General features: G+C 51.3%; 16 protein-coding genes. 2 read left to right on the top strand and 14 right to left on the bottom strand.

Going from position 1 to position 26,849, the window contains the following annotated elements:
* Nucleotides 1–55: 55 nt before the first annotated feature.
* From FS806_RS02235 to FS806_RS02220, 4 genes are all read right to left on the bottom strand, one after another.
* Nucleotides 56–1,426, bottom strand: coding sequence for an ABC transporter substrate-binding protein (locus tag FS806_RS02235; protein WP_186328156.1), 1,371 nt, complete (start codon nt 1,424–1,426; stop codon nt 56–58).
* A gap of 106 nt (nt 1,427–1,532) precedes the next feature.
* Nucleotides 1,533–3,164, bottom strand: a complete 1,632-nt coding sequence (locus FS806_RS02230) for a response regulator (protein WP_144932741.1) — start codon at nt 3,162–3,164, stop codon at nt 1,533–1,535.
* 3 nt (nt 3,165–3,167) lie between these two features.
* Nucleotides 3,168–5,024 (bottom strand): cache domain-containing sensor histidine kinase, encoded by a 1,857-nt coding sequence (locus FS806_RS02225; protein WP_144932738.1) that lies wholly within the window; start codon nt 5,022–5,024, stop codon nt 3,168–3,170.
* Between the two features lie 465 nt (nt 5,025–5,489).
* The gene (locus tag FS806_RS02220) at nt 5,490–7,883 is read right to left on the bottom strand and encodes a glycoside hydrolase family 2 TIM barrel-domain containing protein (RefSeq protein ID WP_144932736.1); all 2,394 of its coding nucleotides are present in this window, start codon (nt 7,881–7,883) and stop codon (nt 5,490–5,492) included.
* 118 nt (nt 7,884–8,001) lie between these two features.
* Between FS806_RS02220 and FS806_RS02215 the strand changes: the two genes are divergently transcribed.
* Nucleotides 8,002–8,871 carry an AraC family transcriptional regulator gene (locus FS806_RS02215; protein WP_144932734.1) on the top strand — a complete coding sequence of 290 codons (870 nt, stop codon included), beginning with the start codon at nt 8,002–8,004 and terminating at the stop codon, nt 8,869–8,871.
* A 190-nt stretch (nt 8,872–9,061) separates the two neighbouring features.
* On the opposite strand, the gene FS806_RS02210 is transcribed toward FS806_RS02215, so the two are convergent.
* From FS806_RS02210 to FS806_RS02165, 10 genes are all read right to left on the bottom strand, one after another.
* Nucleotides 9,062–9,757 carry a hypothetical protein gene (locus FS806_RS02210; RefSeq protein ID WP_144932732.1) on the bottom strand — a complete coding sequence of 232 codons (696 nt, stop codon included), beginning with the start codon at nt 9,755–9,757 and terminating at the stop codon, nt 9,062–9,064.
* Between the two features lie 841 nt (nt 9,758–10,598).
* Complete coding sequence (locus tag FS806_RS02205; RefSeq protein ID WP_144932730.1) at nt 10,599–12,137, bottom strand: ABC-F family ATP-binding cassette domain-containing protein; 1,539 nt, start codon at nt 12,135–12,137, stop codon at nt 10,599–10,601.
* Nucleotides 12,138–12,566: 429 nt separating this feature from the next.
* Complete coding sequence (locus tag FS806_RS02200) at nt 12,567–14,792, bottom strand: glycosyl hydrolase family 95 catalytic domain-containing protein (protein ID WP_144932728.1); 2,226 nt, start codon at nt 14,790–14,792, stop codon at nt 12,567–12,569.
* A 124-nt stretch (nt 14,793–14,916) separates the two neighbouring features.
* Complete coding sequence (locus FS806_RS02195; protein ID WP_144932726.1) at nt 14,917–15,933, bottom strand: glycoside hydrolase family protein; 1,017 nt, start codon at nt 15,931–15,933, stop codon at nt 14,917–14,919.
* Nucleotides 15,934–16,475: 542 nt separating this feature from the next.
* The gene (locus FS806_RS02190) at nt 16,476–18,464 is read right to left on the bottom strand and encodes an alpha-L-fucosidase (protein WP_260981949.1); all 1,989 of its coding nucleotides are present in this window, start codon (nt 18,462–18,464) and stop codon (nt 16,476–16,478) included.
* 190 nt (nt 18,465–18,654) lie between these two features.
* Entirely contained in the window at nt 18,655–20,298 is a 1,644-nt protein-coding gene (locus tag FS806_RS02185; RefSeq protein ID WP_144932724.1) for an ABC transporter substrate-binding protein, read from the bottom strand.
* A 37-nt stretch (nt 20,299–20,335) separates the two neighbouring features.
* Entirely contained in the window at nt 20,336–21,232 is an 897-nt protein-coding gene (locus tag FS806_RS02180) for a carbohydrate ABC transporter permease (RefSeq protein ID WP_144932722.1), read from the bottom strand.
* Nucleotides 21,233–21,266: 34 nt separating this feature from the next.
* Nucleotides 21,267–22,235, bottom strand: coding sequence for an ABC transporter permease (locus FS806_RS02175; RefSeq protein ID WP_144932720.1), 969 nt, complete (start codon nt 22,233–22,235; stop codon nt 21,267–21,269).
* A gap of 85 nt (nt 22,236–22,320) precedes the next feature.
* Nucleotides 22,321–24,270, bottom strand: a complete 1,950-nt coding sequence (locus FS806_RS02170) for a cache domain-containing sensor histidine kinase (protein ID WP_144932718.1) — start codon at nt 24,268–24,270, stop codon at nt 22,321–22,323.
* Entirely contained in the window at nt 24,270–25,289 is a 1,020-nt protein-coding gene (locus tag FS806_RS02165; protein WP_144932716.1) for a response regulator transcription factor, read from the bottom strand. The genes FS806_RS02170 and FS806_RS02165 overlap by 1 nt, the downstream gene beginning before the upstream one ends.
* 653 nt (nt 25,290–25,942) lie before the next feature.
* Here FS806_RS02165 and FS806_RS02160 point away from each other — a divergent pair.
* Nucleotides 25,943–26,809, top strand: a complete 867-nt coding sequence (locus FS806_RS02160; RefSeq protein ID WP_144932714.1) for an AraC family transcriptional regulator — start codon at nt 25,943–25,945, stop codon at nt 26,807–26,809.
* The last annotated feature ends 40 nt before the right edge of the window (nt 26,810–26,849 follow it).

Raw genomic sequence — 26,849 nt, 5'->3', positions numbered from 1 at the left:
CTCAGTGATGATATAGATCGGGAGAGCGGCTTTCTCTCAAGTGCTGCAGGACCGTTTACTTAATCGAGCTTCTTGGGTCGAAATCCGGAATAATGACTCTCTTGACTTTCCCATTCTTCTCCTCGTTGTCCAGGTCCGTATTATATTGCTTCGTTAAATCTTCAATGGCTTTATCCAAGGGAATGACGTTCAGAATCGATTCCGCAATGACATTCTGCCATGCCTTCCCTTCCACTTTATGAGTAACATAAGCCGGCCAGATCGCATCGTCTTTCGGGGCAAATCCATTGAAGTTCTTCAACGTGGGCTCCTTCGCCTTTTCCAGAACGCTCGGAACGACGCTGATTCCCTTACCCTGCTCATAATACGGCACCAATACATCGTCACTGTACATATATTCCATGAATTTCCAAGCGGCTTCTTTGTGCTTTGTCTTAGCGGACATATACAGCCAGTTGCCGCCGCCATTAATATAGTTGGCTCCCTTAGGCTCGTTGCCGTCAATCGTCGGCACCTGAGCTACGTCCCAGTCCACTTCGGTCGGGAATTGGGAATCATACACTCCAGGCTCAGCAGAAAGTGAGAAGTACATGCCGATTTTACCGGAAGCAAACTGATTGCGCAGCGGGTCGATGTCCAGCGACTCGAATCCCGGGAGAATGCTTTGGTTATCCGCCATTTTCTTAAACGCTTCCACATATAGTTTTACTTTGGCAAAATCGTATTTGCCGGTCTTCCAGTCATAATAATCATCGCCATTGATCCGCATGAGCGGAATCAAGCTTCTTTCGAAGGCGGCCGCCGGGTTTTTCATATTAATTCCGAATCCGTAAGCCCCTTCATCCTTGCCGGCTTCCGTAATCTTCTTGGCATAATCGACCAGCTCATCCAAGGACTTGGGGGGCTCCGTCAAACCGGCTTTGGCAAACAAATCTTTGTTATAGATCAAACGGAAGGTAGATCCATAGTTAGGCAGGCTGTAGATTTTACCGTCCAAGTAATTGACCCGGTCAATCTGTAAATTCTCTTCGCCGAAACGGCTTTTCATCTCCGGAGTCAAGAACTCGTCCAAAGGCTGAATCGCATTCATCTTGACCAAATCTTCAAACTTCAGCTTCATTTTCGCATTGAAAATATCCGGAGCCTCGTCCGACTGAATCGCCGTTTGCAGAGCCTGCTCATAGTTTTCGGTCATAATCTGGAAATCGATTTCAATATTGCTGTCATTTGTTTCGTTAAAATGCTTGATTTTGTCTTGAATCAGGTCCGCGTCATGGCGGGCATTGGTCCAGAAAGTCAGTTTAACCTTCTCGGAACCTCCCCCCGAAGCGTTATTATCCGGATCCTTCGACTGACCGCAAGCCGTTGTCACTAGCGCAGCCAGCAGAACGGCGGATGTCAGCTTAATAACCCCCTGCTTATTCATGGCTTTTACCTCCTTGATGGCTAACATTGAACCTCTATATGTCCAGTATAAATTTTGTTTCGGTTACACGTTAGGGAGGCAATTTTCAGCCTGAGGGGGGATATTTTTAACCTTCCCCCCAAGACCGTCCCGTTTCAGACTCTCTATATTCGGAAGGCGTCATTCCCGCTTTTTTCTTGAAAATTTCACGGAAATATTTGCGGTCATAGTAGCCCAGCCGTTCAGAGATTTCATAGATTGGCATAGCCGTATTCTTCAGCCAATCTTTGGCCTTCTCTATTTTCGTGTCGGTCACATATTCCGTGAAGGTGGACGAGGTTTCCTTCTTGAACAAGCCGCTCAAATAAGTAGGGCTGACTTTCACATAGTCCGCTACAGAAGATAGAGAGAGCGGTTGAAGAATATTTCTCTGGATGAACTCCTTCGCCTGATCCACGAGATGCTTGGACCCGGATTGAATCGATTGGTTAACCAGCTGTGACGACTGTGCGACCCACTCCACAATCCGTTCGCGTAATTCGTTCAGATTGGCTGACTCGCAAGCCTCGTACTTTAGCTTCAACGCTGCGGCGGGTTCCTCTTCCTGCAGCCCGAGCTCGGCCAAGTTCCGGCTAAGCGCGGTCACGAGCTGGAAGCAGGCAAACCGGAATTGCTGAGGCGTTCCTTCCTCGGGCTTCAGCTCACGGATAAATTGCTGGACCGCGTGCTCCACCTGGTCAGTTTGCCCCCGCCGTACAATCGCTATGATCTCCTTCTCCCGTGAGGAAGGGTAGTCGGTATGGTTCGTTCGGTAGTGCATCAGATCTTCATAATGGATGACCAGATTGCGGTCGAAGAAGTAGACATGATCGATCGCCTCCATGGCTTGCCGGAAGGCTTCCGGCAGTTGGTTCAATTCCCGGCATAAGGAGCTGACGCCGACGGTAACCGTAAGCTTCGAATTCTGCTCGACCGCTTGGCGGCATTTCTCGGCCAGGCCGACAAGCTGCTCCTTAACCTGTTTCTCCAGAAGAATGGAATCATAGTTTACCAACAGCACCAATCGGTCCCATTCGGGAAAGAAGGCAATTCCCTGCCCCCATTCCTTCACGCAATCCTCAACGATGTTCTCGACGATAAACCGCGACAACTCTACCTCCTCGATGGAGGTATGGGTAATTTCCGCAAAATCGTCTATGGAGAAGCACAGAAATCCGATCGAGTGAGGCTCAAGCGGTATTTCTGCGAATTCCCATTTATCCTTGAAGCGAACCGGCCGGTCATGTTGGAAATGAATCATTTCATTCAAATATTGCTGTCTTAAGGCGGGGAGGCTCCGTTTAATTTTTTGCTGGAAAATGATTCTCTGCTCGGCCTGGGTTTGCTGTCTCCGTAAATCCTGCAGCACTTTGCCGATAATCCCGGTCAGCTCCTCAATATTGACCGGTTTGAGAACATAATCGGAAGCTCCCAGCGCAAGTGCCTGTTTGGCATAATCAAATTCTTCATAGCCGCTCAGGACAATATAACGAATTGGCTTATCGGCATTCTTCAGCCTCTCCATCAATTCAATACCGTCCATATTGGGCATCCGGATATCGGTAATGATCAGATCGGCCTGGAACGACTGCTGCTTGGCCCAGGCTTCCCTGCCGTCCATTGCGGTCTCCACCTCGGATACCTCCAGACGCTCCCACGGAACATGCTTGCGAATCCCCTGAACGACACTTTCCTTATCATCTACCAAGAGAACTTTCATCTTCTACGTCTCCATTTCCGTGGCTTCCATCGTGATTTCGATAACCGTTCCTTCTCCCAGAGTGCTTTCGACCCGGAAGGAAGCCCGTTCCCCGAATGCATACCACAGCCTCTCCCGAACATTGGCTATCGCATAGCCCTGACGGGGCGGCTCCTTGTCCTCACCTGCCGGAGTAACTTCGCCGTTTGCAGCGGAGGGCGTCTCGGGGAAAGCCTGATTTTTCCCAGATAATGGCTCGTTAAATCGCGTAACCCATTCGGGCTTTATTCCGCTGCCGTTGTCCTCTACCCGCAGCCTTACCCGACGGGGTTCAATCCACTCGCTGGAGACGGTAATGCGGTAATCGTTATAGTCATTTGCGTTGAAGGCATGGAGCACGCTGTTCTCTACTAGCGGCTGCAGAATAATTTTCGGCATGCGGAACGGCTTCGTCCTGTCGTCCGTCTGTATCACATATGAAAATTGCCGCCGGTATTGGACGTTGACGAGCTTTAGATACTGCTCCACATGCTCCATCTCCTTCGCTACGGTCGTCATTTCCTCCCCTTGATTCAGACTGAGGCGGAAGAATCGCGATAACGACAGGATAATCTCACTCGCGGAGGAATCCGGGGCGTCCAATGTTTTCCAATAGATTTCATCCAAGGTGTTGTACAGGAAGTGAGGATTAATTTGTGCTTGCAGAGCCCTCATTTCCGCCTGCCGCTTCGCCTGGCTTTCCTCTACCACCTGTTTAAGCAGCTGCTGAATTTGCCGGATCATATCATCGAACCGGTTGCCGAGCTGACCGATCTCGTCCTCGTACTCGGATTCAAAACGAACGTTCAGATTTCCATCCTTGGCCCGATTCATAAGCCTCTGCAGCTTTCTCAGCGGATTCATCACCCAGCGGGCGATCCAACGGATGAAAACGAACGATAGAATTAGCAGAATACCGGTCAGCATGAAGGTAAAATATTTAATGTAGTTAATCTCCTTAAGCAGCTCATCCTTCGGCTGTACGAGCACGGCGTTCCATCCGGCGAAAGGAACCGGCTGATGACTAACGAGAAATTCTTGGCGTCCCACCTTCCATTCGAAAGATCCGGGATTAAGCTGGAATTCCTCGGCTTGAATACTTTCCAGGAAAGGTTCGGCGAGCTCGGGCGATGACATCAGAATAGGCTTGCCTGTCTCGTCCATGATCAGTGAGAAGCCTTCCGGAACTAGATTAATATTTCTTAAATTGGCCATAAACCGGTTGGCGGAGAGCGTGATGACCAAATAATTGTCCTGCTCTAGATAGCTGATATCCAGCACAGGCCGGGTGACGAGCGAGATCACTTCCCCACGTCCGGCGAACAGAGGATCTTCCTCGGCATAGACCCACTGATTGGTGCTTTCGTTACGTATCGCCTTGTAATAGGGCGTATCCTTGAAGGAAGCGGCCTTCCTCTCATAGGGAAGTCCTTCATAGAATTCGCCTTTGGGCGTGTACATGTAAATGGAACGGATAGTCGGCGAGGCCAGACGGGTCTGTGAGAACAGCGCGAACATTTCGTTGAATACAACCCAGCCGTTCACATCCAGCTTGCCGTCCGCCCAGTAAAGCGCCGTCTTCATCTCATCGCTCGCATTCATCCAATAGAGCTTATCGCTTATATTCTTCAGCTCATTGTTCATGTATCCGCTGAGCTGGCTGACGGTCTGATCCGCCGCGTTATACGCGTACCGTTCGAGGATACGGGCCGCCTGGGAGTAAGAGAACATACCGGTCAGCGGAACCGCCAGCACAATGACGATGGAGGTCATAATAAAGACTTTGCTCTCCAATCTTGCGTTCCGAAACCGCCTCTTCAGCCTCTCGATGATCTTTCTCATGTCGCATTTCCTCCCGGTTAGCTTCACAGCAGCTGCTTCTCTAATGGCCTGGGGCTATCCTCTTATTTATCGTCCCTCTGGCGGAGGCCTTTTAAACCGTCCAGCCCGGAAGTCTAGCAAATGATCGTCCGCTCTGCACCAATTCGCGCCAAGCTGCGGCTTCCCAATTCCCGTTTATCCGCATGACGTTCGGTGATGCTGCGGAACCTCGAGCCAGGTTCAAGCTATCCTGCCCCTTGGCCGCGTATTACCCAATATCTGGGCGCCGTTAACATATGGACGAAAGACATGCGTAAGTGCATGTCTTTTCTTTACCACATTAGAAAGTTTAAGTTCATTAAAGCATTAAAATGGAACAACTTTCCAATTGGCATAAAAAGCTTCCTTTAAAACCGGGTTATTCGTCTTCGAAGAGGCTCCGTTAGGAGCTTTTTTATACGATCATCCGACAACTCTTGGGAAGTCCTATATTTCCACAAAAACGGTCGGTATTCCGTCTACTGCGGCACTGACTACCGAGCGACCTCCTTGCGGATCGACAAGGATGGCTGCCCGACCGCCGGCCAATTGCAAATAACGTGATCCGAGAACCGTTCCTCTATTGTCTAACAGCTTTCCGTCCCCGGCAAGTCCAAAGCGGACGAATAGGTTCGCATCCGGACAATAGACCCCGTTGCGGTCGTATACGCGCACCTCTACCTTCATCAATCCATCCTCTAAGCGGTTTGCGGACAGAACTGCACTTGCCGGCTGCTCCCATTCTTCCGTCTGATAGACGAAACGAATTTCATCGGCCACCTGCGCTCCGTTCTTGATGCCTACCGCCCGCACTTCGTTTTCCCCTTCCGCAAGCTCCACTTCCCAGCGAAGACCGGCACATGGAAAATCCTGCGCATCCCGTTTGCGGACGCCGACGCTCTGTCCGTTGAGGAACAATTCCGCCTGCTCGCAATTGGAATAGACTTTAATGAGCTTCTTCTCGCCCGGCTGCCCCCAACGAACGGCCTCCGAATGATTGTATACGCGGATCATCGGCTTCTCGGACCAATACGATTGGAAGACGTAATACGCCTCCTTCGGCGTTAAATCCCGCTGGACGACCCCCTTCATATTCAGGTAAGGGATAGGGGAATCCGGCCGGACAGGAGTAGAGAAGTCTTTAAACGCCCATTGGGCCGCCCCGGTCAGCCAATCCATCTGAGTCTGGCTTTTCAAATACCAGTCGATCATATCGCAGAAATAAGTTTCCGACCAATCTCCGAGGCTCGATACGCGAGGGTCGCCTCCCTGCAGGAAATAATCCCCGTCCCGCTCATCCGTCCCGTCTCCGGTCTTGATTTCACTGAAGCCGGTATAAGGAGCCTCTACATGGCGTCCGGCCATATTGTCGGCGCCCCACTCCAGATGCAGGAAGCGGTCGGTTCCTTCGAAGCCCGCCCGGCTGGACGCTTCATATTCGGGATAAACTCCGCGGTACCAGCCCGCCCAGATGGAAGGTGAGTAGACGTCAATAATATCCTTGCAAAATTCACAGCGTCGAATCCCGGTCACCCGGCTGTCATCCAGCTCGTGGGACAGGTCATGCAGCTCTTTCATAAAGCGGCGGATTTCCTCTTCATCGAACGTATCGAAATCGCTCTCCCAGTCGTTCTCGTTCCCAAGCCCCCATACAATGACCGACGGGTGATTGTAATGCTGCTCGATCATCGCTTGGAGCATGTCCCGGCACTGCTGTCTGTAAGCTTCTCCGCCGATTCCTCCCCTGCACCAGGGAATTTCCTCCCAGACCAGCAGGCCAAGCTCATCACACAGCTCCAGTACAATCCGCGATTGCTGATAATGGCCCAGACGAATGAAGTTGGCGCCCATCTCTTTGATCAGCTTCATTTCGCTCCTGATCATATCCTCGGTCATAGCCGCGGCCACTCCGGCAAAATCTTCATGCCGATGGGTTCCGCGAAGCAGCAGCCTCTCTCCGTTCAGAAGGAAGGGGCCTTGCTTCACGAATTCGAACGTACGGATTCCGAACCGTTCCGCATGGCTGGTTTCCCACGCCTCCTCGCCCGTTGCTCCATGCATAACCACTTCACAGCTATAGAGCTCCGGATGGTCAGGGGACCATCTCTTCACGTCCGTCAGCTCAAGAGTTGCAAGGTCCTTCCAGCCTAGCCACGCTTCGGCAGTCCATTCCTGCTGATGAACCGCATGTCCATCCGGATCGCGAACGACCAGACTCAAGCGAACGGATTGGCTGCGCTTCAGCGGATTATATAGCTTCGCTCTTACGGTTATTTCCGCGTTATTCACTGACTGTACCTCGGTAGCGATATGCACATATTCGAAGGAAATCTCGGGTACATAAACGAGATTCAAATATCGGTAAATTCCGCCGTACAAATTAAAATCGCTGATATCGGAAGGAATGGTCTCGAGATCGCGGGTATTATCGCATTGAACGGCCACCGGAACTTTATTGCCAAACAGCTCCTTGTACTTTCCCTCAGCCATTTGCTCCGTCAAATCCACCTTGAATTCGTCATACCCTCCGACGTGCCTCGCCACCTGTTCGGTGTACAGAAATACCTCGGTATTCTGGCCCGCCCCTTCAAAATGAAGCAGCGTTCTTCCATTCGGATAAGGATTATCTACCTCTAGCAGAGTTCTGTACCATCCCGGTCCTTGATAATAGAGCACATCCGGATCTACCGAATCTTCTCCATTAAAGCAATGAGGCAGTTCCACTGCAGACCACGGCACATTATAATGATTGTTAAGCTTGTAGGCGCGCCAGACTTCCCAGACGCCCCCCAAACTTCCCCGATAATGCTCCCAGCCGTTACTTATCCGTTTAGTTTTCATAGCAGCCTCCCTATCTTTCGTATATCATTAATCATAGCAAAAACCCCCCGCTGTCATTTACGGGAGGTTATGATAAAATGTTGTTAATTTACGATTGATCAAGGGGAGTTTCGATTCGATGAAGCTGGCCAACTATTTGAATCTGAACAATCGTCCTATTCAGCTATCACTATATCTTAACCGGACAGAGAGCTTTCGGGAAATCATTCATTCCCATCAGGGAGTTGAGCTGCTGTATGTCCATGAAGGAGCCGGAAGGGTCGTTATAGAGCAACAATTAATCGATATCGTCCCTGGGACGCTGCTGTGCTTCCGCCCCTATCAGCTCCATCATGTGAGAATGAATACGGAGCAGGGACAATCGTATATCCGCTCCATGTTCTTGTTCGAGCCTTCCACCCTCAGCCAATATCTTACTCCCTTTCCTTCCATTTACCAATTTTTGTTATATATTTGGAAGGACCCTTACGCGGTACAGGTTGTCCGGCATCCGAACAAGGAGGAGGCCGACCGGCTGCTGCAAAATTACAATTTGAGGCTGGCCGACCAATCGTCTCAAGATGCGACCGAAGAAAATGCGCTGCTGCTCATTTCATTTCTTCATTACTTGAAGCCGATTTGGGAAAGCCAGTCCAAGGCCCACGCCCACCTGTCAATGACCGTCTCCGCCCATATCACCGCCATGCTGCAATGGATTGAGGAGCATTACGCTTCGGAATTCCAGTTATCCGAATTGGCCCAGGCCGTTCATCTGTCGCCAAATCATGTCTCCTACCTGTTTCGCAAGGAAACCGGCAGCAGCCTTACCGAATATTTGACGGCCCGAAGAATGAAGCAGGCTTGCTTGCTGCTGCGCACCAGCTCATTGACCGTGCAGGAAATCGGTAGCCGGGTCGGCTTTGACAATTTCTCTTATTTCTGCCAGCTTTTCAAGAAAAAGATGGGCATTACTCCACTGCAATACCGTTCCCAGCGGGGAAGCCATTAAGTTTTTAAACCTTGATGAGCCGCAGCGGGGACCAACATAATAGTGCGAGCCACGCTTGTTTAGGCTTCTGACAAATCCGGCGAAATAATACAAATAGCTATAGTTTGTAAAGCATGAACCCTTAGAAGAAAGGGGTTATCCGCCAAAGCCATGACCGGATGAGCAGCTTCTTCGAAATCAGCTAAAGTGTTTAGGGTACGGAAATATAATCAATCATCTGCTGATACAGCCCATCTTGAAAATACCATCGGTCTTGAGATTTCATCCCATCCGATTCATAAATCTCGAACAGGACTTGCCTATTGTCGTCATAGATCGTTGCCACCGACTGGCCGTCATTTTTAGCAGCAGGCTCTTCGGATTCCGGCACTTCCAACAGCATTCGCCATAATTCATCGAGGCGATTCGGATCCTTGACCTCGATGATCGTTCCATCCGCTTCGATGTTGATCCGGTTATATTCAAATAGCCCTTGCCTTTCGAAAAGAGCTCCATACTGTTCCAGTAAACTATCTCGAAAAGTGGTGTCTCTCACTTGGTTCCATCCACTTGTATAACCGTCATTAAAATCAACTCTCCACATGTCAGGGGCTAACCACGTTAACGTCAATGCATCATCGATTTCAATCCCAACATAAGGGTAAGGCGTACCATAAATCTTTGGCGGATCGGTCAATTTCTTCGCAGATGCCAGAGCTTTGGCGAGCCACTGTTGTTGCTCTTCATTAAGATCAAAAGTCTGTCCCCAATCACGAAAAAAAACTTTGGCATGTTCCAACTGTTGGTTGCTTAGCTCCAGTTTTTGTAAATCGGCGAATGTATCATACAAAGCATTAAGTAGCGAATCGAGATCTTCAACAGCATAAAGCGATGAATCAACGGCCATCCCATTCTCATAAATAACGAAAGATCTATGATCGCAAGCCTGTAAGCGGGTAATCTTTTCATTGCATGCTCCTCGTACTAAACTAAATCGAGATCACTTATTTCATCGGAAAAGGGGAAGAATAGACCGCCAAGTGACTTCTCATCGTTATCCTGACGTCGCTCCCACTCGATGACTCCATAACAACTCCCTTGATAATCCGTCTATTTCACCGCCTGCCGTTGCCTGCCGGCGACGTTGCAAGCGGAATGGCACTTCTACCTAGAAATCCGTCTATTTCACCGTCTGTCGGTACCAGCCGGCCCTGTTGCAAGCGGAATGGTGCGTCTAACTGTATTTTGGAGGCTGTCGATTTAATGTGGAAAAGGTGTTCAACTGGATGATTGTAATAGTAAAAGCAAAATTGTGTAGCATCAATGAAAAGCGAAAATTGTAACGGAACTGAAAGACTCTATTTCGTCAAAATAGGCGGTTTTTTTAGACTAACGGAACCAGACGCGCTTATTTCATAGAATTATCCTACTTTCGCCTGCATTTCTTGGGAATAAGGTCATCTAGTTCCGTTAAAATGACCGAAAGGCCCTTTTGGAGCGATTAAGGTCGTCTGGTTCCGTTAAAACCAAATCGTGCAGGTTTCCATGATCATAATCGTACACCATTAATCGACAGCCTCTGAAATCCATTTAGTTTTCAATTTTCACATAATGGTGTTTTTGGGGATTTTCCTTTATCTATAAGGGATCCCCGTCAACCTGAGTCTGCGAAAGTTGAGTTACTTACTAAAGAATTATCTTATTTGAAGAAAAATACCGCCTAAAAGCTCCAGCCTGCTTTCCCTTCCCTACAATTTACTCCAGCTCTGCAGCTGCCAAACCTGGGTTATCCAATGTTGATAAAACTCCGGTTCGTGCGATACCAGCAGGACCGTTCCTTTATAGCTGCAGAGCGCTTCCTTGAAGGCTTCCTTGGAGCGCGTATCCAGATGGTTGGTCGGTTCATCCAGGACAAGAACATTGCTTTCCGTCAGCATCAGTTCGCATAAGCGCACCTTGGCCTGCTCCCCGCCACTTAAGGCGCAAAGCGGCTGCCGGATATGCTTATCCGTCAGACCGGACTTGGCCAACGCCTGGCGGATCGCTTTATTCGTCAAATCCGGCCTTAGCGCTCCCAGCCGTTCAAGTGCTGTTTGGGCCGAAGCTGGCGACTCCTGGGCGAAATAGGCGGCTTTAACTCTTTCGCCAAGCTGCATGGTACCGCTGTATGGCTGCAGAAGCCCGAGCAAGGTTTTCAGCATCGTCGATTTCCCAATGCCGTTATGGCCGGTAATCGCGATTTTGTCGCCGCGCATGACCCGCAGATCAACGGGGGCAAATAACGGCTCCGTATAGCCGATCTGCAGCTGCCTCGCCTCCAGAATCCGACTCGACGGTTCCGAGAATACCGCGAATGAAAAGCGTGGCCTCGGCCCTGGCGCCGGTTTGTCCATTCGTTCCATTTTTTGCAGCACCTTTTCCCGGCTCTTCGCCTGCTTCGCCTTACGGTTCCGGTTCTTCTGAATGAAGCTCTCCAGTCTGGCCACTTCTCTCTGCTGCCGATTGTACGCTTGCATAAGCTGCAGCCTGCTCTGCTCATAGCTTGCCAGGAAGGCGGAATAATTACCCGTATAGCGCTTGATGGTCTGATGGTCCAGATGAAAAATGGTCGCCGTCACTTCGTTCAGAAATCTCTCGTCATGGGAGACCACCAGATAGGCATGCTCATAGCCTTTCAAATAGCCGGTAAGCCATTCGATATGGGGCGCGTCCAAATAATTGGTCGGCTCATCCAGCAGCAGGACATGCGGCTCCTGCAGCAACAGCCGGCCCAGCAACAGCTTGGTTCTTTGGCCGCCGCTGAGCTTCTCGACATCGCGGTCCATGCCCAGCTCCATAATACCCAATCCGGCCGCAACCTCTTCTATTTTTGCCTCCAGTGCATAGAATCCGGAATGCTCCAGCTGATTCAGCAGCTCTCCGTATTGAATCAGCTGCTGCTCCGCATCCTCCGAAGAAGAAGCCATTTGCTCCGCCAGCTCCTGCATCGCTGCTTCGATTTCATAAAGCCGGGCGAAGGCTCCCTGCAAAAATTGCCTGATGGTTGTTCCCGCTTGCAAATCCACATGCTGCTGCAGATACCCGATATTCGCATGCGGATGCCATTCCACCTTCCCTTGATCGGGAAGCAATTCTCCCGCCAAAATTCGCAGCAGGGTCGATTTGCCGGCGCCATTGCTGCCGACCAGCCCCGCATGCTCGCCTCTTAACAAACGAAAGCCAATCTTTTGAAACAACATCTTATCCCCGAACATATGGGACAAGTTTTCCACCGATAGCATACTCATTGTATTCTCTCCTTTTCGCTTCGCTTTCGAAGCCAACCGGGAGAACTACAAGGATAAAGATCGTATTCGATTCATATCTCATTCTATAAATTTGATTCTTCGAACTACGCGCAAGCTTCATGCTCACAGCAAATAAAAAATGGGCAAGGCGAACTCCACCTTACCCATCGAAATATCGTCTGTGGGAATAAGGAATAGGTTCTTTATCTCCTGTTCTTCGGTTGGCGTAACCTTAAAAATGGGCAGACTTCTCCCGTATTAAGCCAAATCCCGAATGAGAACAGTCGACAAAAAGAACATTATCCTTTCCACCTCATAATAAAAAAATATACAATCCCATGCCTGGAGTATACCCAACACATTCCTCTTTTGTCAAGAATCGTATAGGATTCCTCAGCAATTCGGGGATATTTCAGGCCTTCGCCTACATTATTCCTGAAGAGGAAGCCCGTAAAGCCGCCATGGCTTGTATCCGCCAAAATATTGGCACAGGCCGGGCTCGGCAGCTACCGGCCTAACGGTAAAGTCGGCTGCCTCCCCCTTCGGATAAAGAACCGCTTCCTCCCCTTTACGAAGATCAAGCTCTATGATTCCGTCTCCGCATGGCTTGATCACAAGCGGACGGCCGCTGTCCACGGCGATGCCGTCGACCGGCCAATCGGTCCGGATTCTGCAGGGCTCGCCCGCTAGACTCTCCACCCGGACCCACTGCGTCCGGCTTCCCCGCCGCTCGGCGCTGACCAGGAAGGCCCCCTCGGCCCTCAAATGATGAAACACGGCCGCATCCCATTCATCCGGCACTGCGGGAAATACGCGGATCACTCCTCCCCAGCTTTGCAGGAGCAGGTCATGAATGGCCTCCGCCCCGGCGAGCGGCGATTCGATTACCGGACCGGCCTCCCGGTACATCGTATTCGGCTTGATGAGATGCATCAGCGTATGCAGGTAACGCAGCGCTTCGCTTCCGCTGCCCAATATGGCGGCAACGGAGGCCGCCCCCGTAAAGCTGAATCCGCGCAGATCTCCCTCCCGGCCGATCCAGTGGCGCAGTGTCCGCCGGATCTTGTCTTTATCCTCCTCCGTCTCCCCGATGAGATGAAGCGGGAAAGCTGCCAACAGATGGCTGAAATGTCTATGGCCGAATTCCATAGGAGTGTTCTGACCGATCAGAAATCCCTGCTGTTCGTCATAAGGATAAGGAGCTAGCCTGTCCAGTACTTCCTCCCAGCGATCGGACAGCTCATCCTCAATGGATAAGCGATCGCAGATCGCAAGCAGCGTTGTACAGCCCCAGCGCAGCAAAGCCAGGTCATAATGACAATTCCTGACCGTCAGCCGCTTGAACGAGCCGTATTCCGGGGATATGGTCGGAGGCATATGGCAATGGCCATCCTCCCCTTCTTCCAGGATATGCAAGTAATAGTTGACGCTTCTCCGTAAGAGCGGATAGAGCAGGGTTCGCAGCATTTCGTCGTCCATTGTCACCCGGTAATGCCTCCAGACGCTGTGAAGAAGCCAAGTCAGGTTGCCGACTTCGTCCTCTACGTTGCTGGCCAGATCGTAGCTGCAGCTCCGGCCCAAGCCGGCCGAATCGTGCCGGTAGGGCTCGGGAACGTTGCGGATCAATTGTTCCCGGCTGCGGTCGAGCGCGTTCAGGAGAGATTGGCCGATATCGAGCCGATTGGATGTATAAACCGGCGAATAGCTCATCTGCACATTCATATTGAACCAAACCCCGGGCCAAGGCGTAGTCGTCAGCCAAGGCCCCTGATTATCGATAATGAGACGGTGGGCTCTGGTCGCCGATGCGAGCTTGTACATTTGAATCCAGTAGAACCCTTCCAATCTAGTATCCGGAATCGAAACGAAGCTCAGCGGATAATAATGATGCCACCAGCTGCGATGAGTCACGGCATAAGCTTCTACCGATCGGTTACTGGCGGATTGAATGCTGCCGACCGCTTGCTGAATGTCGCTTTCTCCCGCTCCTCCGGCGACGGTCAAGTACAAGACGCGATGATCGGAAGCCGGCCGCTTCTCTTTCCAGGCGGTCAGACAGCCTTCTCCGGACGGATAGGTTTGCTTTCCCCATTGTACTCCTTCCCGCTCGCCAAGCTGCACATCCGTCTTGGGAAGATACTGGTTGAAATTGATCCCGTCCGCATTTTTGAGTACCGGATCGACATCCGGGTACGCATACCACTGAAACCTCGCGTTTCTTTCTCCCGAAGAGGTATGCAGCTCAATCAGCAGAATGTCTTCCTCGCTATGGATAAACGCCCGCAGCCGGACTTCGCCCTTCGTTGTCGGAAGATGGGCCCGCAGCTCGGCATTCCACAGATCCAGCCGGATATCCGCCGGCTGATAAATCATTCCTTCCAGCTCCAGATCAAGCTCCCCGATCGGAACCCGTGGAGGAAAGCCGCCGCCATCGGCCCTTTGAACCGTAACATCCGTACGTCCAAGCACGAAACGGAGCACATTCCGCTTGCTTCTGTGCTCCTCCCCATAGACCATCGCTCCCAGCAGCCCGTTGCCGATAAAAGCTCCCTCGTTCCACGACAGCGGTCGGACACTCCAGGTCATGTCATGGCGGGACAAGAATTCCGCCCAATCTGTCTCCACCTTTACTCTTCCTTTGCCATTCCAAGTCATCGGCACATTTCTCCTCGCCCGATATATTTTGATATACTCCGCTAAAGGACTGACCTGTATTATGTCAGAGATAAAGATTTCACCTATTTGAAGCTTTGTTGCCGCCGACCGACGATACGGCTGCTTATTCGCTTGCGATCGGAATCACCATATTCCACGTCTCGGTGGCGTCGTAGAACCCTCTGGTTCCATTGGACGTTGCCGCGAACAGATGGGTCGGCTTTCCATCCTGGAATAGCAGGAACGGCCTTTCCAGATTGCCCATCAGCCTCGTCTGACCGTCATCCCACAATATTCGGCGCGAATAAGCCTGCGGCTCTTCCGCCAGCCTCCAGTCGAGACCGTCCGGGGAATAGGCGTGGATCCCCCCGTACTTCTCTCCGCACACATGACCCTCCATATCTTTGGCTATCATCTCGTAACCGGCCGGAGTTTTCCAAATGAAGGGGTCTTCCAGATGGAATTTCTCCGGAGGGAAAACCGGATGCTCGCTAACGACCTTGTACGGTCCGTTGTAATGGGCGGCGCGGGCGCTTCCCAGCGTCATTTTGCCATGGGTATTACCTTCGTATCTCCTCGCTTTATAAATAAGCAAAACCGAGCCGTCCTCATGGACGCAAGGAGCCGGATTGGACGTCAGGAAGCTGTCGAATTTGCCCGGGCGGGTGGACAGAATGGGCGTATCCTTTCTTTCCCATGGCCCGAAGACGCTTCTGGACGTCGCCAACCCGATTCGTTTGTTGGCACGGCCGACAATGCAGCGCGGATCGTCCAAGCCCAGAGGGCCCCCCGGTTCGGGGTCGGCCAACGGATGGGTTGAACCCATGTAGTACAACAGATAAGTATCCCCATGCTTCGTAATATGGGGGTTGTGAGTGCTTCTTCCATCCCAGTACTCGGCACCGCGTGCCGGCAGTACGACCTCTTGAAATTGATAAGGCCCTTCCGGAATATCCGATACGGCCCGAACGATCTCTGAAGCGACAATCCAGCCGGGGTGCATAGGAAGCGACTTCGGCCACCTTGACGCAAACAGGTGATATTTGCCGTCTTCCCCCCGGATGACAGAACCGCACCATACCCAATAGCCTTCCATTCTGAAGCCTCCGTTCACAGGGGCGGGAAGCAATTTGTTATACATTCCGATTGTCCTCCTTAAAAGCATATAGTTCTATATCGGTCATTGTCGAATTTGGCGGCAACATCAGCTTAGCGGCTTAGACGGCCTAACTAATGGTCGAGAAATCGGCCGATTGACCGTCCTGGCTACCATCCCTGCCGTGTAGTTGCACAAAGACATACCAAAGTGCAGGTCTTTTTGCAAATATTTGCTAAATATCGAAAAAGACGTGCAATTCTTCAGTTGAATCGGCCTAAAAATCCGAAAATCCGCGAAAACGCGAAAATCACCTGCACATTTGCTTGTCTTTGGCTGATTTCAGCTAACTTGGCCTCAAAGACCTGCATTATTGACGGTCCTTCGTGGTAGCACATCAGGCGGCAGATGGCCAGACCGTACCTGCACTGCTCGGCAGGGGGCCAGATTTGCTCCGCTCGGCAGGCGCTGACCTACTCGCCTAACTCGACAGGCGGCCTGACACACTTGCCCTGCTTATCTATGCGGCAAAGAGTGAACCCGTCAAGGTTCACTCTTCGATCCTTCTCATCCGAGGCCGTCATTCGCTACTCATTATCGGCCACTAAAGCTACCTGCCTGAGGTTCATCAGCGTTCCGCCTTCCAACCTGCCGGCCCGGACCGCTAGCGAATAAACTCCCTCCTGCTCCAGGCGGAATTCTCCGACCTCGAACGTTCGGTATTCGTAAGGTCCCCCGGTCTCCTGTACCTCTGCCTCCAAGGTCAGAACCGTTTCCGTTTCTCCGGCAGTGCCTGCAGAAGGAGTAGCAGATAGCGAGCCTATCATTCCTTCCGCACCTGAGGAACCGACCGTGCCCGCAGAAGAAGTTGGAGATGGGGCTCCCGCTCCCCTCTTGCCTCCCGTACCGGCAGAACCAACTGTGCCAGCCTCCCTATTCTCACCGATCCTGCAGGTTTCCACGATGAAGGAGCCTCCCGACTCGCCCGGCGCAGCCCCATACGTGACCCGTACTTTGTAGACCCCCGGCTCAGCGCATCGATAGGTCCATCGGATCCAATCTCCGGGATCGTACCAATCGGTCACAATGTCGCGATCCTTCTTACCGGTATCGTACCTTAACGTCTCTCCGTGAATTTCTCCGTCGAACACAGGAAATACGTTGTCATAGCCGGAAGCATACAGCCGTTTGACCGGATTGGCGTCCACCGTCCCGTCCAATTCGACCGACAGGACCGTTACAAGCGGGTCGGGGGCTTCCGCCGGAACGCGGATGAGCCAATCTTCTCCGTTCATCCGGATGACCTCCAGTGGCTTGCGATGCGGGTCGGCCAGCAAGGAAGCCTGTCTGATCCTATTGCGAATCCCCGGAACAAGCAGCTCACCGTTATCCGGCCAATGGAAGACATGCAGATACAGCGTGCTTCCCTTCATCGTGCATCGTCCCCACGGCGGCTTGCCGATAGGGCTCTGAACCGAGCCGTAAACACTCTCTCCGTTAACGCGCAGCCAATCCCCAATGGCCTTGAGAAGCTTCCGGGACATCGGATCGAAATCCCCTTCGCCGGTAGGCCCGACGTTGATCAGAAAATTACCGTTCATGCTGACGACGTCTATCATATTGTGCAAAATATCCAGCGGCGACTTCCAGTTATTGTCCAGCTTCTTGTATCCCCATGAATCGTTCAGCGTTACGATAGATTCCCAATCCGGCCTGGACACCCGGACATGGGGCTGATTATCCATCGTATTGCCGTAATCGCCGAGAGGGTCCTTCCACACCCTCCGGTTAACCAGACAGGCCGGCTGTTCCTTGCGGACCGCCTCCACGAATCTTTCGCCCTGTTCTCTGGTCAGCTTCTGGCCGCAATCGAACCATAGGATCCCGACCGGACCGTATTGTGTCAGCAGTTCCCGGATTTGCGGGAACGCCTTCTGCTGCAGATACCGCTCATAGCGCGATGCCTTGTCCTCATCGTCTATCCAAGACTCCACAGGGTGATAGGCCCCGATATTCCCGGGAAAATCTAATGTGTTCCCTTGCGAATCCGGATGATGCCAATCCATCGCATGAGAATAGTAAAAACAGAGCTTCACCCCATGCTTGGCACATGCCTCCGCCAGCTCCGCCATCGGGTCCCGCCCGAACGGAGTAGCCTTGACGATGTTGTAGTCGCTCACCTTGGAATCATACATGGCGAACCCGTCGTGATGCTTGGCCGTCACAACCAAATACTTAAGGCCGGCATCCTTGGCGGCCAGCACCCATTCCTCGGCATCGAATCGGACCGGGTTAAATTCGCCCGCGATCGTTTCATATTCCTTAACGGGGATTTCCGCCTTTAGCTGCAGATGCTCGGCATAGGCCGCCTTGACTTCCTCTCCCCGCCAAATTCCGGCAGGGAGCGAATAAAGCCCCCAATGGATAAACAGCCCGAGCCTAGCCTCCCGCCACCAAGCTATTCTCTCATCATGACCGGCATCGGCCGGGGCAGCTTCTCCGCCCCGGCTATGCCGACTTTCCCTGGCTTCCTGTTCCGCATTATCCATTAAATCTTCTCTATCTCTCATAGCCATAGCCTTTCCCTTCCTTCTTGGTTAGAAGTTGTTCGGATCGCTGCGGGTCATCCCCATTCTATTTGCATTCCCAATCCGATCCTCGCCTTCCCGGATACTAATGTGTGCACTGTTCCAAGCGTATCACATGGGAAGGGAGAACCGATGGCTTTTTTACAGATAAAATTGGGTTTTCTTATGCTCCCCGAGCCTACTTTTTGAAGGAAGATACCTCATAGGCTTCCTGGAAGATTTCCAGATACCTCGGAAGCTTCATCTTTTCCAAAGTCTTCACATAATTATCCCATTCCTTGTCGATGTCGATCTCTCCTATCACCGCCTTCGCCAGCATTTCATCCTTGTAATCGGTAATCGTCTTCTGAATGTCGGCCAATTCCTCAGCCTGCTCGTTAGTAAAGAACAGGGGAGGAACGACCAGCCCCGGATCCATTCTATAAGGCTCATAGTTGTTCTTCGTTTCGTTATACAGAATGACCTCCAGCGGGTTCTCCGGATCGGCCACCTGGCTCAACCGGAATTCATTCGTGCGAAGCGAAGGGCTGGATTGCGACCAATGTACGTTCTGCACCCCGCCAAACGTCGAAAGCTGCTTCCATTTCCCCGGCTTCCCGTCAATGCCCAACTCACCTTCCGCCGCTTCTACCCACTCCTGGCCAGGTCTTCCAATATTCGACCGCATCGTTCCTTCTTCACTGTACAGGAAGTCCGCCAGCCGGAACGCAGCCTCCGGGTTCTTCGCCTTATTCGTAATCACGAAATATCCGTTACCCGTCGCGCTATATGGATTGTAGTTCGCCGAGCGGATGCCTCCAGGGCCTTCCAGCGGCGGAATCGTCACATAATCCTTCGCCCGGTCGGAATCCATCGACACGAAAACAGTAGGGTTCTGAGAGGCAACCGCTCCCAGAATTGGAGCCTCCGGATTCTCCCCCATTTGCTTCAATTGGTTCCGGTCCTGGGTAAAGCTTTGCGGCGACAGAAGCCCTTCCTCGAACAACGAATGCAGATACTTCAGGCCTTCCTTCCATTCGGGCTTGTTATAGGCCACATCGATCTTGCCATCCTTCAGGAACATGCCGGAGCCGTCGAATTCGATGAACGAACGCATCAGGAACAAATCGATCTTGCTCTGCGGTCCGTTAGTCGCCCCGACCAGAGGAATTTCATCGGCTTTGCCGTTTCCGTTCGGATCCTTGTCCTTAAATGCCCGGAGTACTTCGCGGAACTCCTCCGTGGTCTGGGGCACCGGCAGATTCAGCTTATCGAGCCAAGCTTTGTTAATCCACATCTTCGTCCCCATGGAGCAGTGGTAGCAGTCGTTTACCATGGGCAGGGCATAGATGTTGCCATCCGGTGCGGTAATCACGTCCCGCGCCGTAGGAGCCGCTTCGAACATCTGCTTCGTATATTCCCCGTATTTCTCAATCAGATCGTTGAGCGGCAGGAAAACCCCGTCCTTCCCGTACAGCGCCTGCTGGACCGGTTTGACCGCAAAACCCATAATGACCTCGGGATAATCTCCGCTGGCCAGCGTAATATTCAGCTTCTCATCGGCCGTTTTGTTCGGCGCCACCTCCCATTCGATGTGAATGTTCGTCTTTTCCTCCAGCCACTTCGTAAATTCGTTAGTGGCGAAGTTCTCTACCGCATTGCTCCCTTTCATGAGCACCTTGATCGTTGTTTTTTCATTGGTAATAGGAAATACACCCGTCGGATTGACGGTCGCCGCTGAAGCAGGATCCGCCCCGGGCTCCTCTTTACTGCCGCAAGCACTCATAACCAGTGTTGAACCGAGCATCAGACACATACCGGCGGACACATATTTTTTTAACATATTAACCCCTCCCTACAGCCTTTGTGATCTATGGCGGTTATCCCTTCAGGGAACCGATCATGATTCCTTTGACAAAATGTCTTTGAATAAAAGGATAAATAACAAGAACAGGTATGGTGGATACAACGATCAAAGAATATTTCAGCAATTCCCGCAAGCTTTCCCTGGCGGCGGCATCGGCCACGTCCGACATCATCTCCGCGTCCACCTCGTTCTGTATAAGAATGTCCCGAAGGACAAGCTGCAGCGGATACAGCTCCTGCCTCTTCAGATACAGAAGAGCGCTGAAGAAGGAATTCCAATGGCCGACCGCATAGAACAAGGTCAGAACGGCGATAATCGGTCCGGAAAGCGGAAGCACGACATGGAGCAAAAACTTGAAATCGCTGCACCCGTCCAATTGTCCCGCATCCAGCAGCTCATCGGGAATGGTCGTCTGGAAGAACGTTCTTGTGATAATGACGTTCATTACGCTCAGCGCGCCCGGGAAGATCAGGGCCCAACGCGTATCGATCATGCCCAGATCCTTGACCAACAGGTAAGAGGGGATCAGACCGCCCGAGAACATGATCGTGAACACAAACAGCGCCATGATTACATGCCGGATATAGAAATCCTTACGCGACAGCGGATAAGCCGCCATCAAGGTAAGAACGACATTGACCACCGTTCCTACGACGGTATAGAACAACGAATTGGCAAATCCGGTCCAAATCAGCTTATGTTTAAAAACAGCCTCATACCCGGCCAAAGAAAAGTCCACCGGCCACAGCCATACCTTGCCCGATACGACAGCAAGCGGAGAGCTGAAGGAAGCGCTAACAATATAGACAAGCGGATAAAGGATCGTGATCGTAAACAGAAACAGGATGGTATAGTTAATGAGATTAAATAATCGGTCTCCTCTGCTTTCCACTACTCGATTCGAATTCATCTTTCTTCACGCCTCTCGTTCATTAAGCTGGATCTTACCATAGGCTTGTCTCTCCGACCTTCCTGGCGATTCTGTTGACGAGCACCAGCAGGATCAGATTGATAACCGATTTGAACAGTCCGATGGCAGAGGAATACGAATAGTTGATCGCCGTGGAAGCCAGCCCCACTTTGTAAACGTAAGTGTCAATGACTTCCGATGTGCTCAGGTTCAGCGGATTTTGCATGAGGAGCACCTTCTCGAAGCCGGTATCCAGAATGTTGCCGGTGTTCAGAATAAGCAAAATGACGGCAACGGGTACGATTCCCGGCAAATCGATATGCCACATTCTTTGGAGCTTGCTCGCTCCGTCAACGACAGCGGCCTCGTGAAGCGACGGATCAATCGATGAAAGCGCCGCCAAATAGATGATGCAGGAAAAACCGACATTCTGCCATATTCCCGACCATACGTAAATGGATTTAAACAAATCCGGGCTGCCCATAAAATTGATCGGTTGAAAGCCGAAAAACTGCAAAATCATATTGACTACCCCGATGCGCGGATCGAGAAGCTGCAAAATAATCCCGACCATGACGACCACCGATATGAAATGGGGGGCGTAGGTAATCATCTGCACTGATTTTTTGAAAAACCGCTGATTTACGTAATTCAGGCACAAGGCCAACAGAATGGGAAACGGAAACCCTGCAATAAGGCTGTACAAGCTTAGAATCAGCGTATTTTTCATAATTCTCCAGAACTCGTAGGAGTCGAAGAATCGCACGAAATGCTTCAGTCCTACCCAATCGCTTCCCCAGAAGCCCTTGGTCGGGACGAAATCCTGAAAGGAAATCAGTGCTCCGTACATCGGCCAGTATTTAAAAATAACCAAATAGATAAACGGCGCCAGCATCAATAAATAGAGCTGCCAGCATTTCCTTACATTCTTGACGAGCAACACCAGCGGGGAGGCTTGAGCTGCACGGTAGGTTTGTTTGCGTCTGGTCAGTTCCAGAACCATCCTCCTCCTCTATTCAAAAATCGTTTCAACGGAACCTCATTCCCCCTCGTCTGTTGGTTTCTAGTGATTTCATAGATTTGTCAAATCATAGATTCATCATAAATGAATCGGAAAAAAGCTCATTATATTGATTTACGCTCCTATCTTCTATCTTAAGGTGACGCCCGGCCATCCCGGCGAATCCGACGGCATCGGTATCCGGCATCGTCAGCGTAACGGCCGTCCCTTGGCCCGGCGCGCTCTCCACACTAAGCCCATACTGCGCCCCGAACACCATTTGAATACGGTTATGCACATTAATCAAACCGATTCCGCCATGCTCTCCAGCTTGACCCACTTCGACCTGCTCTTCCGCGGATAACTGTTCTCTCAGCTGCCTCTCTTTAGACCTCTGCGCCTCATTAACGGACAGCTTCATCCGGAGCTTAAGCAGCTCTTCCTCCGGCATTCCCTGGCCATTATCGGCAACGGTAATTTTCAGCCGCTGTCCCTCCGCCTCGGCGAGAATGCGGATGTAGTGGTAATCCTTAATCCCATCCGGAAACGCATGCTTAAAGGCGTTCTCCACCAAAGGCTGCAGCGTAAGCCGGACCATCTTCTTAAGCAAATATTCGGGAGGGATATCGACCTGAAGCTCGAATGGCTGTTCAAACCGGTAATTCATGATGGTCATATAATGAAGAACATGCTTCAGTTCATTCGCTACCGTAATTTCCTCCAAATCGGTCTGTACGGAATAACGGAGCATTAGCGACATGGCCCGGACTATATCCTTGATCTCTTCGGACTCCTGAACGACAGCATAGCAGATAACCGTTTCCAGCGTGTTATACAGAAAATGCGGATTGATCTGCAGCTGTAGCGCCTGAAATTCGGCTAACTGCCGTTTGAATAAATTATCCTGGTTCTTCAGCTCGCTTTCGTACACCCTCTCGACCAGCTCCGACAGTCGCGAAACCATGATGTTGTAGCTGTGAATCAGGCGATCCATCTCGTCCTTCTTGCCGCGCAGAGGCACCTTCGTCCAATCTCCCTTCTCCGTCCGGCGCATCCCTTGTTCGATCATTCGGATCGGAGAGATGATCGACCGGCCGAATCGGTAAGCAAGAAGCAGGGCCACGACAATGCTGATTGCACTGGCCGCGAGTGTCGTCTGCCGGATGGTCTGTACCGGCTTCCTGACCGCTTCCAACGGCATGGAAGATACAAGCGTCCACCCGGAATAATCCGACCTCCTGCTGAAATAGATTCGCTGAAGGCCTTCTTCGCCTGCCTCTTCATCGATAAAGAAGGCTCCCTCATGATCCCGGACCTGCTCGAATAGACGGCCCTCCAATTGCTTGCCGATCTTCTCTTTATTCGGATCGTAAACAATTTCCCCCCGATCGTTGACAATAAAAAAATATCCGCGATCCCCCAGCCTAATCCCTTTCCAGAGCGTGGTTAATTCTTCAATTCTCAACTCGATGCCCACGATTCCTTTGAAAAGCTTTGACGTCTGGCGTCCGGATATTTTGCGAGCCAGCGAAAGCTGGCCATCAAGAAAGCTCCAATCTATCAACGACAGAGAACCGTCATCCTTCGTCTGCTCCCGCAAATCCTCCAGACTATCCTTCAACACGGACTCGCTAAAGGGAGGATGATCAATATTGAAGTCATGAAAGGTCATGCCGTTATAGCTGATTAAATAAATCATGCTGATTTCCGGGTTGTTGATAAATATCGGCTTGAACAGCTCATCCTTGATTTGAGCCGATAAGGAATAATACGTAAAATATTGATTCTGCTCGGCATCCAGAAACTGTTTTACTTGACTGGAGGTAAGCAGCGACAGCGTTGCCCTCTCGTAGCTTTTAATATAAAGATCGGTGTGATGCAGGGCGTTGTCAACGATTTGCGTCAGCATCTCTTCGTGCAGCAGATCGAGCTCCCGGGACGAGGTTACATACATGGATATGCTCACAATGGAGAAGGAGACGATGATGACTATAACGAACGACATAAAAACTTTGACCGCCAGGCTTCTTCTCCACATTATCGAATGCCCAGCATCTGCCTGTACTCCGTAGGAGACAGTCCGGTAATTTTTTTGAATATTTTGGTGAAATGGGGATAATTCTGATAGCCGATTTCCATGCCCACATCGACAATTTTGTAATGCGGGAGCTCCAGCAGCTTTTTCGCCATTTCGATCCGTTTCTTCATCCGGTACTGCACGAAAGTTTCGTTGGTCATTTTTTTGAAATAAAAGCTAAAATAAGTCGGGGCGAGACCGACCTTCTCCGCGACGTCCTCCAAGCTTATTTCTTCCGTAATATGCTGGTCTATGTAGGCCTTCGCCTCCTCGAACAGATTCTTCTCCATGCCTCCCCGCCAATGATGCAGTTCATTACACAGACGATGCAGCTCCTGCTTCAAATAATCGATCACTTCCGATCGCGAAGCGGCTGTTCTGCCCGCAGGCCCCATTTCAAAACGGTACACGCTGCGCGAGTTCAGCTTCTTCACGAGCAGCGCGAGCCCGTCTTCCACAATTTGCTGAAGCTGAGCCGTCTTCAGATGAGCATAACCGCTCTCCACCCACTGCTCCACCAAAGCGTAAACTTTGTCGATATCTACCGCCCATATGGCCTGCTCGACGGTCTCCAGCCATTCCTCATAGTGGATAAGAGACAGGGAATAGGCTCCTTCTTCCTTCAGCAGCCTATCCAGCACCGGGTATAGCTCTTTTTCTGTAATCGGTTTCAACAAATACTCTTTTACGCCGTAAGTGAGGCATTTCTGAGCGTAGAAGAAATCACTGTATCCCGATATTACTACCATTTTGACCTGAAACCGGTTCTCGTCGATCTGCCTGCACAGCTCCAGACCGTCCATCTTCGGCATACGGATATCGGTTAACACCAAATCCGGGATCCGCTTGTTGATTTGCTCTAACGCAGCAGCGCCGTTCGGCATTGCCAGCACCTCGCAGTCAGGATCATACTGCTTGATAAGCTTCACCAATCCGGCACGAATGATGGGCTCGTCATCTACAACCAGCAAAGTAGCCATTCGTTTTCACTCCTTTGTCCACATTTACAAAGAGATACCACTGGCGGTTGGATGATCTTACCACAAACTCCTTCCGTTGTCTCATGGCTAAATTAAGATAGGATTGGTTTTTTTAAGCTGGAAGCCTTCCGGCTACCCCAGCTCTCGGAATCTCGCGCTCCTCGGCTTGGACGGCTATCCCTTCTAATCAGAATCACGGCACCATTAGCCGGTCCTTTCTCTGAATTCCATCCATCTTCTCCCAGGTATATTACTTTTCTCTTCTCGCTTTGGACTGCTATCCCGTCTAATCAGAATCATGGAATCCTGGGCCTGAGCCCCTCCTTGATCTCCATGGTGCATCCAACCTTCCTCTACCCGTCGCTATTTCCCGCCTTCATACGCCTCCTGATCCAAGGGGATAATGGTCAAAAGGCGTCAAAACAACAGGTAAGCTGAGGAGGAGCGGTCACAAATGCGGACTTTCCCGCAAACGAAATGGCTAGAGTCTAATTGAAGCTTTATTATTTCGTGATTGAGTGGAGTAAGGAGAGTAGGCTAAGGAAAGAGCTGTAAGACATGAATGTAAGCTGAATGAGGATTAAAGGCCCTGCTTGTCATTTTGTTAGGTTTCTCCTATTTTATAAATAGAGGATTTTAGAGGGGGATAATCGATGAGGGACATGCAGGAATACTCTCACGAGTATGCGGAGTATCATTATTACAAGCCGTCCGAGGTGGAAAGAATGGGCGGCCTGTGGCTGGTCAGGGCCGGAAGGAACCAGGCCAAGCCCAATTACCAAGTCGGCTCCCGCTTTATCGAGTGCTACAGTATACATTTTGTGCTGGGGGGTCAGGTGAAGGTGGAACGGGGGAAGCTGTCCCTGATTTTAAAGCAAGGGGATCTGTTCTGCCTATATCCGCAAATCGCCTACTCCTATCAGGTGGTTCCTTCATCATCGCCGCTCCGCATGTGCTGGATAGCGATGGACGGCGGGCAGGTTCCGCACCTGCTGGAAGCGGCAGGGCTCTCTCCGGAACGGCCCTACCGGGAGCAAACGGTCGGCTCTCATGTTCTTTCTACGTTAGAAGGATTGATGGACGTTCTGCGCAAGCAGCAAGGAGCCGGGTCCGCTGCGGCCATTCTGTCGCTCATCTACCAATTGTTCAGTCAGATGACTGTCCGCCATTCGGAGATTCCTCCCGCTAAACGTTCCGCGTGGCTGCAGCAGAGCGTCGACTTCCTGAAGCTTCATTTCTCCGAAGGCATTTCGATTCAGGATGCAGCGGATTATGCCGGAGTCAACCGATCGTACTTCTCCTCGGTTTTTACCGAACAGATGGGCATTTCACCGCTGCGCTACTTGCAGAAGCTGAAGATGGAGAAGGCGGCCAAGCTGCTGCAGGACACCTCCATGCCTGTAACGGAGATTGCCTTGTCCACCGGTTATCCGGATCTATTTTCATTCTCCAAGGCCTTCTCCAAATATTATGGCCAGCCGCCCAGCAAGTACCGGCAGCCGCCGGTCCCCGACACTTGACGTTACGGTCGGAAGAACTTCGCGGAACAGCCGCCGGGGT

The sequence above is a fragment of the Paenibacillus sp. 32O-W genome, from assembly GCF_007679495.1.
Taxonomy (GTDB): Bacteria; Bacillota; Bacilli; order Paenibacillales; family NBRC-103111; genus Paenibacillus_L; species Paenibacillus_L residui.
Note: the sequence above shows the minus strand (reverse complement) of the source record. Positions and strands in the feature narration are given on the sequence as shown.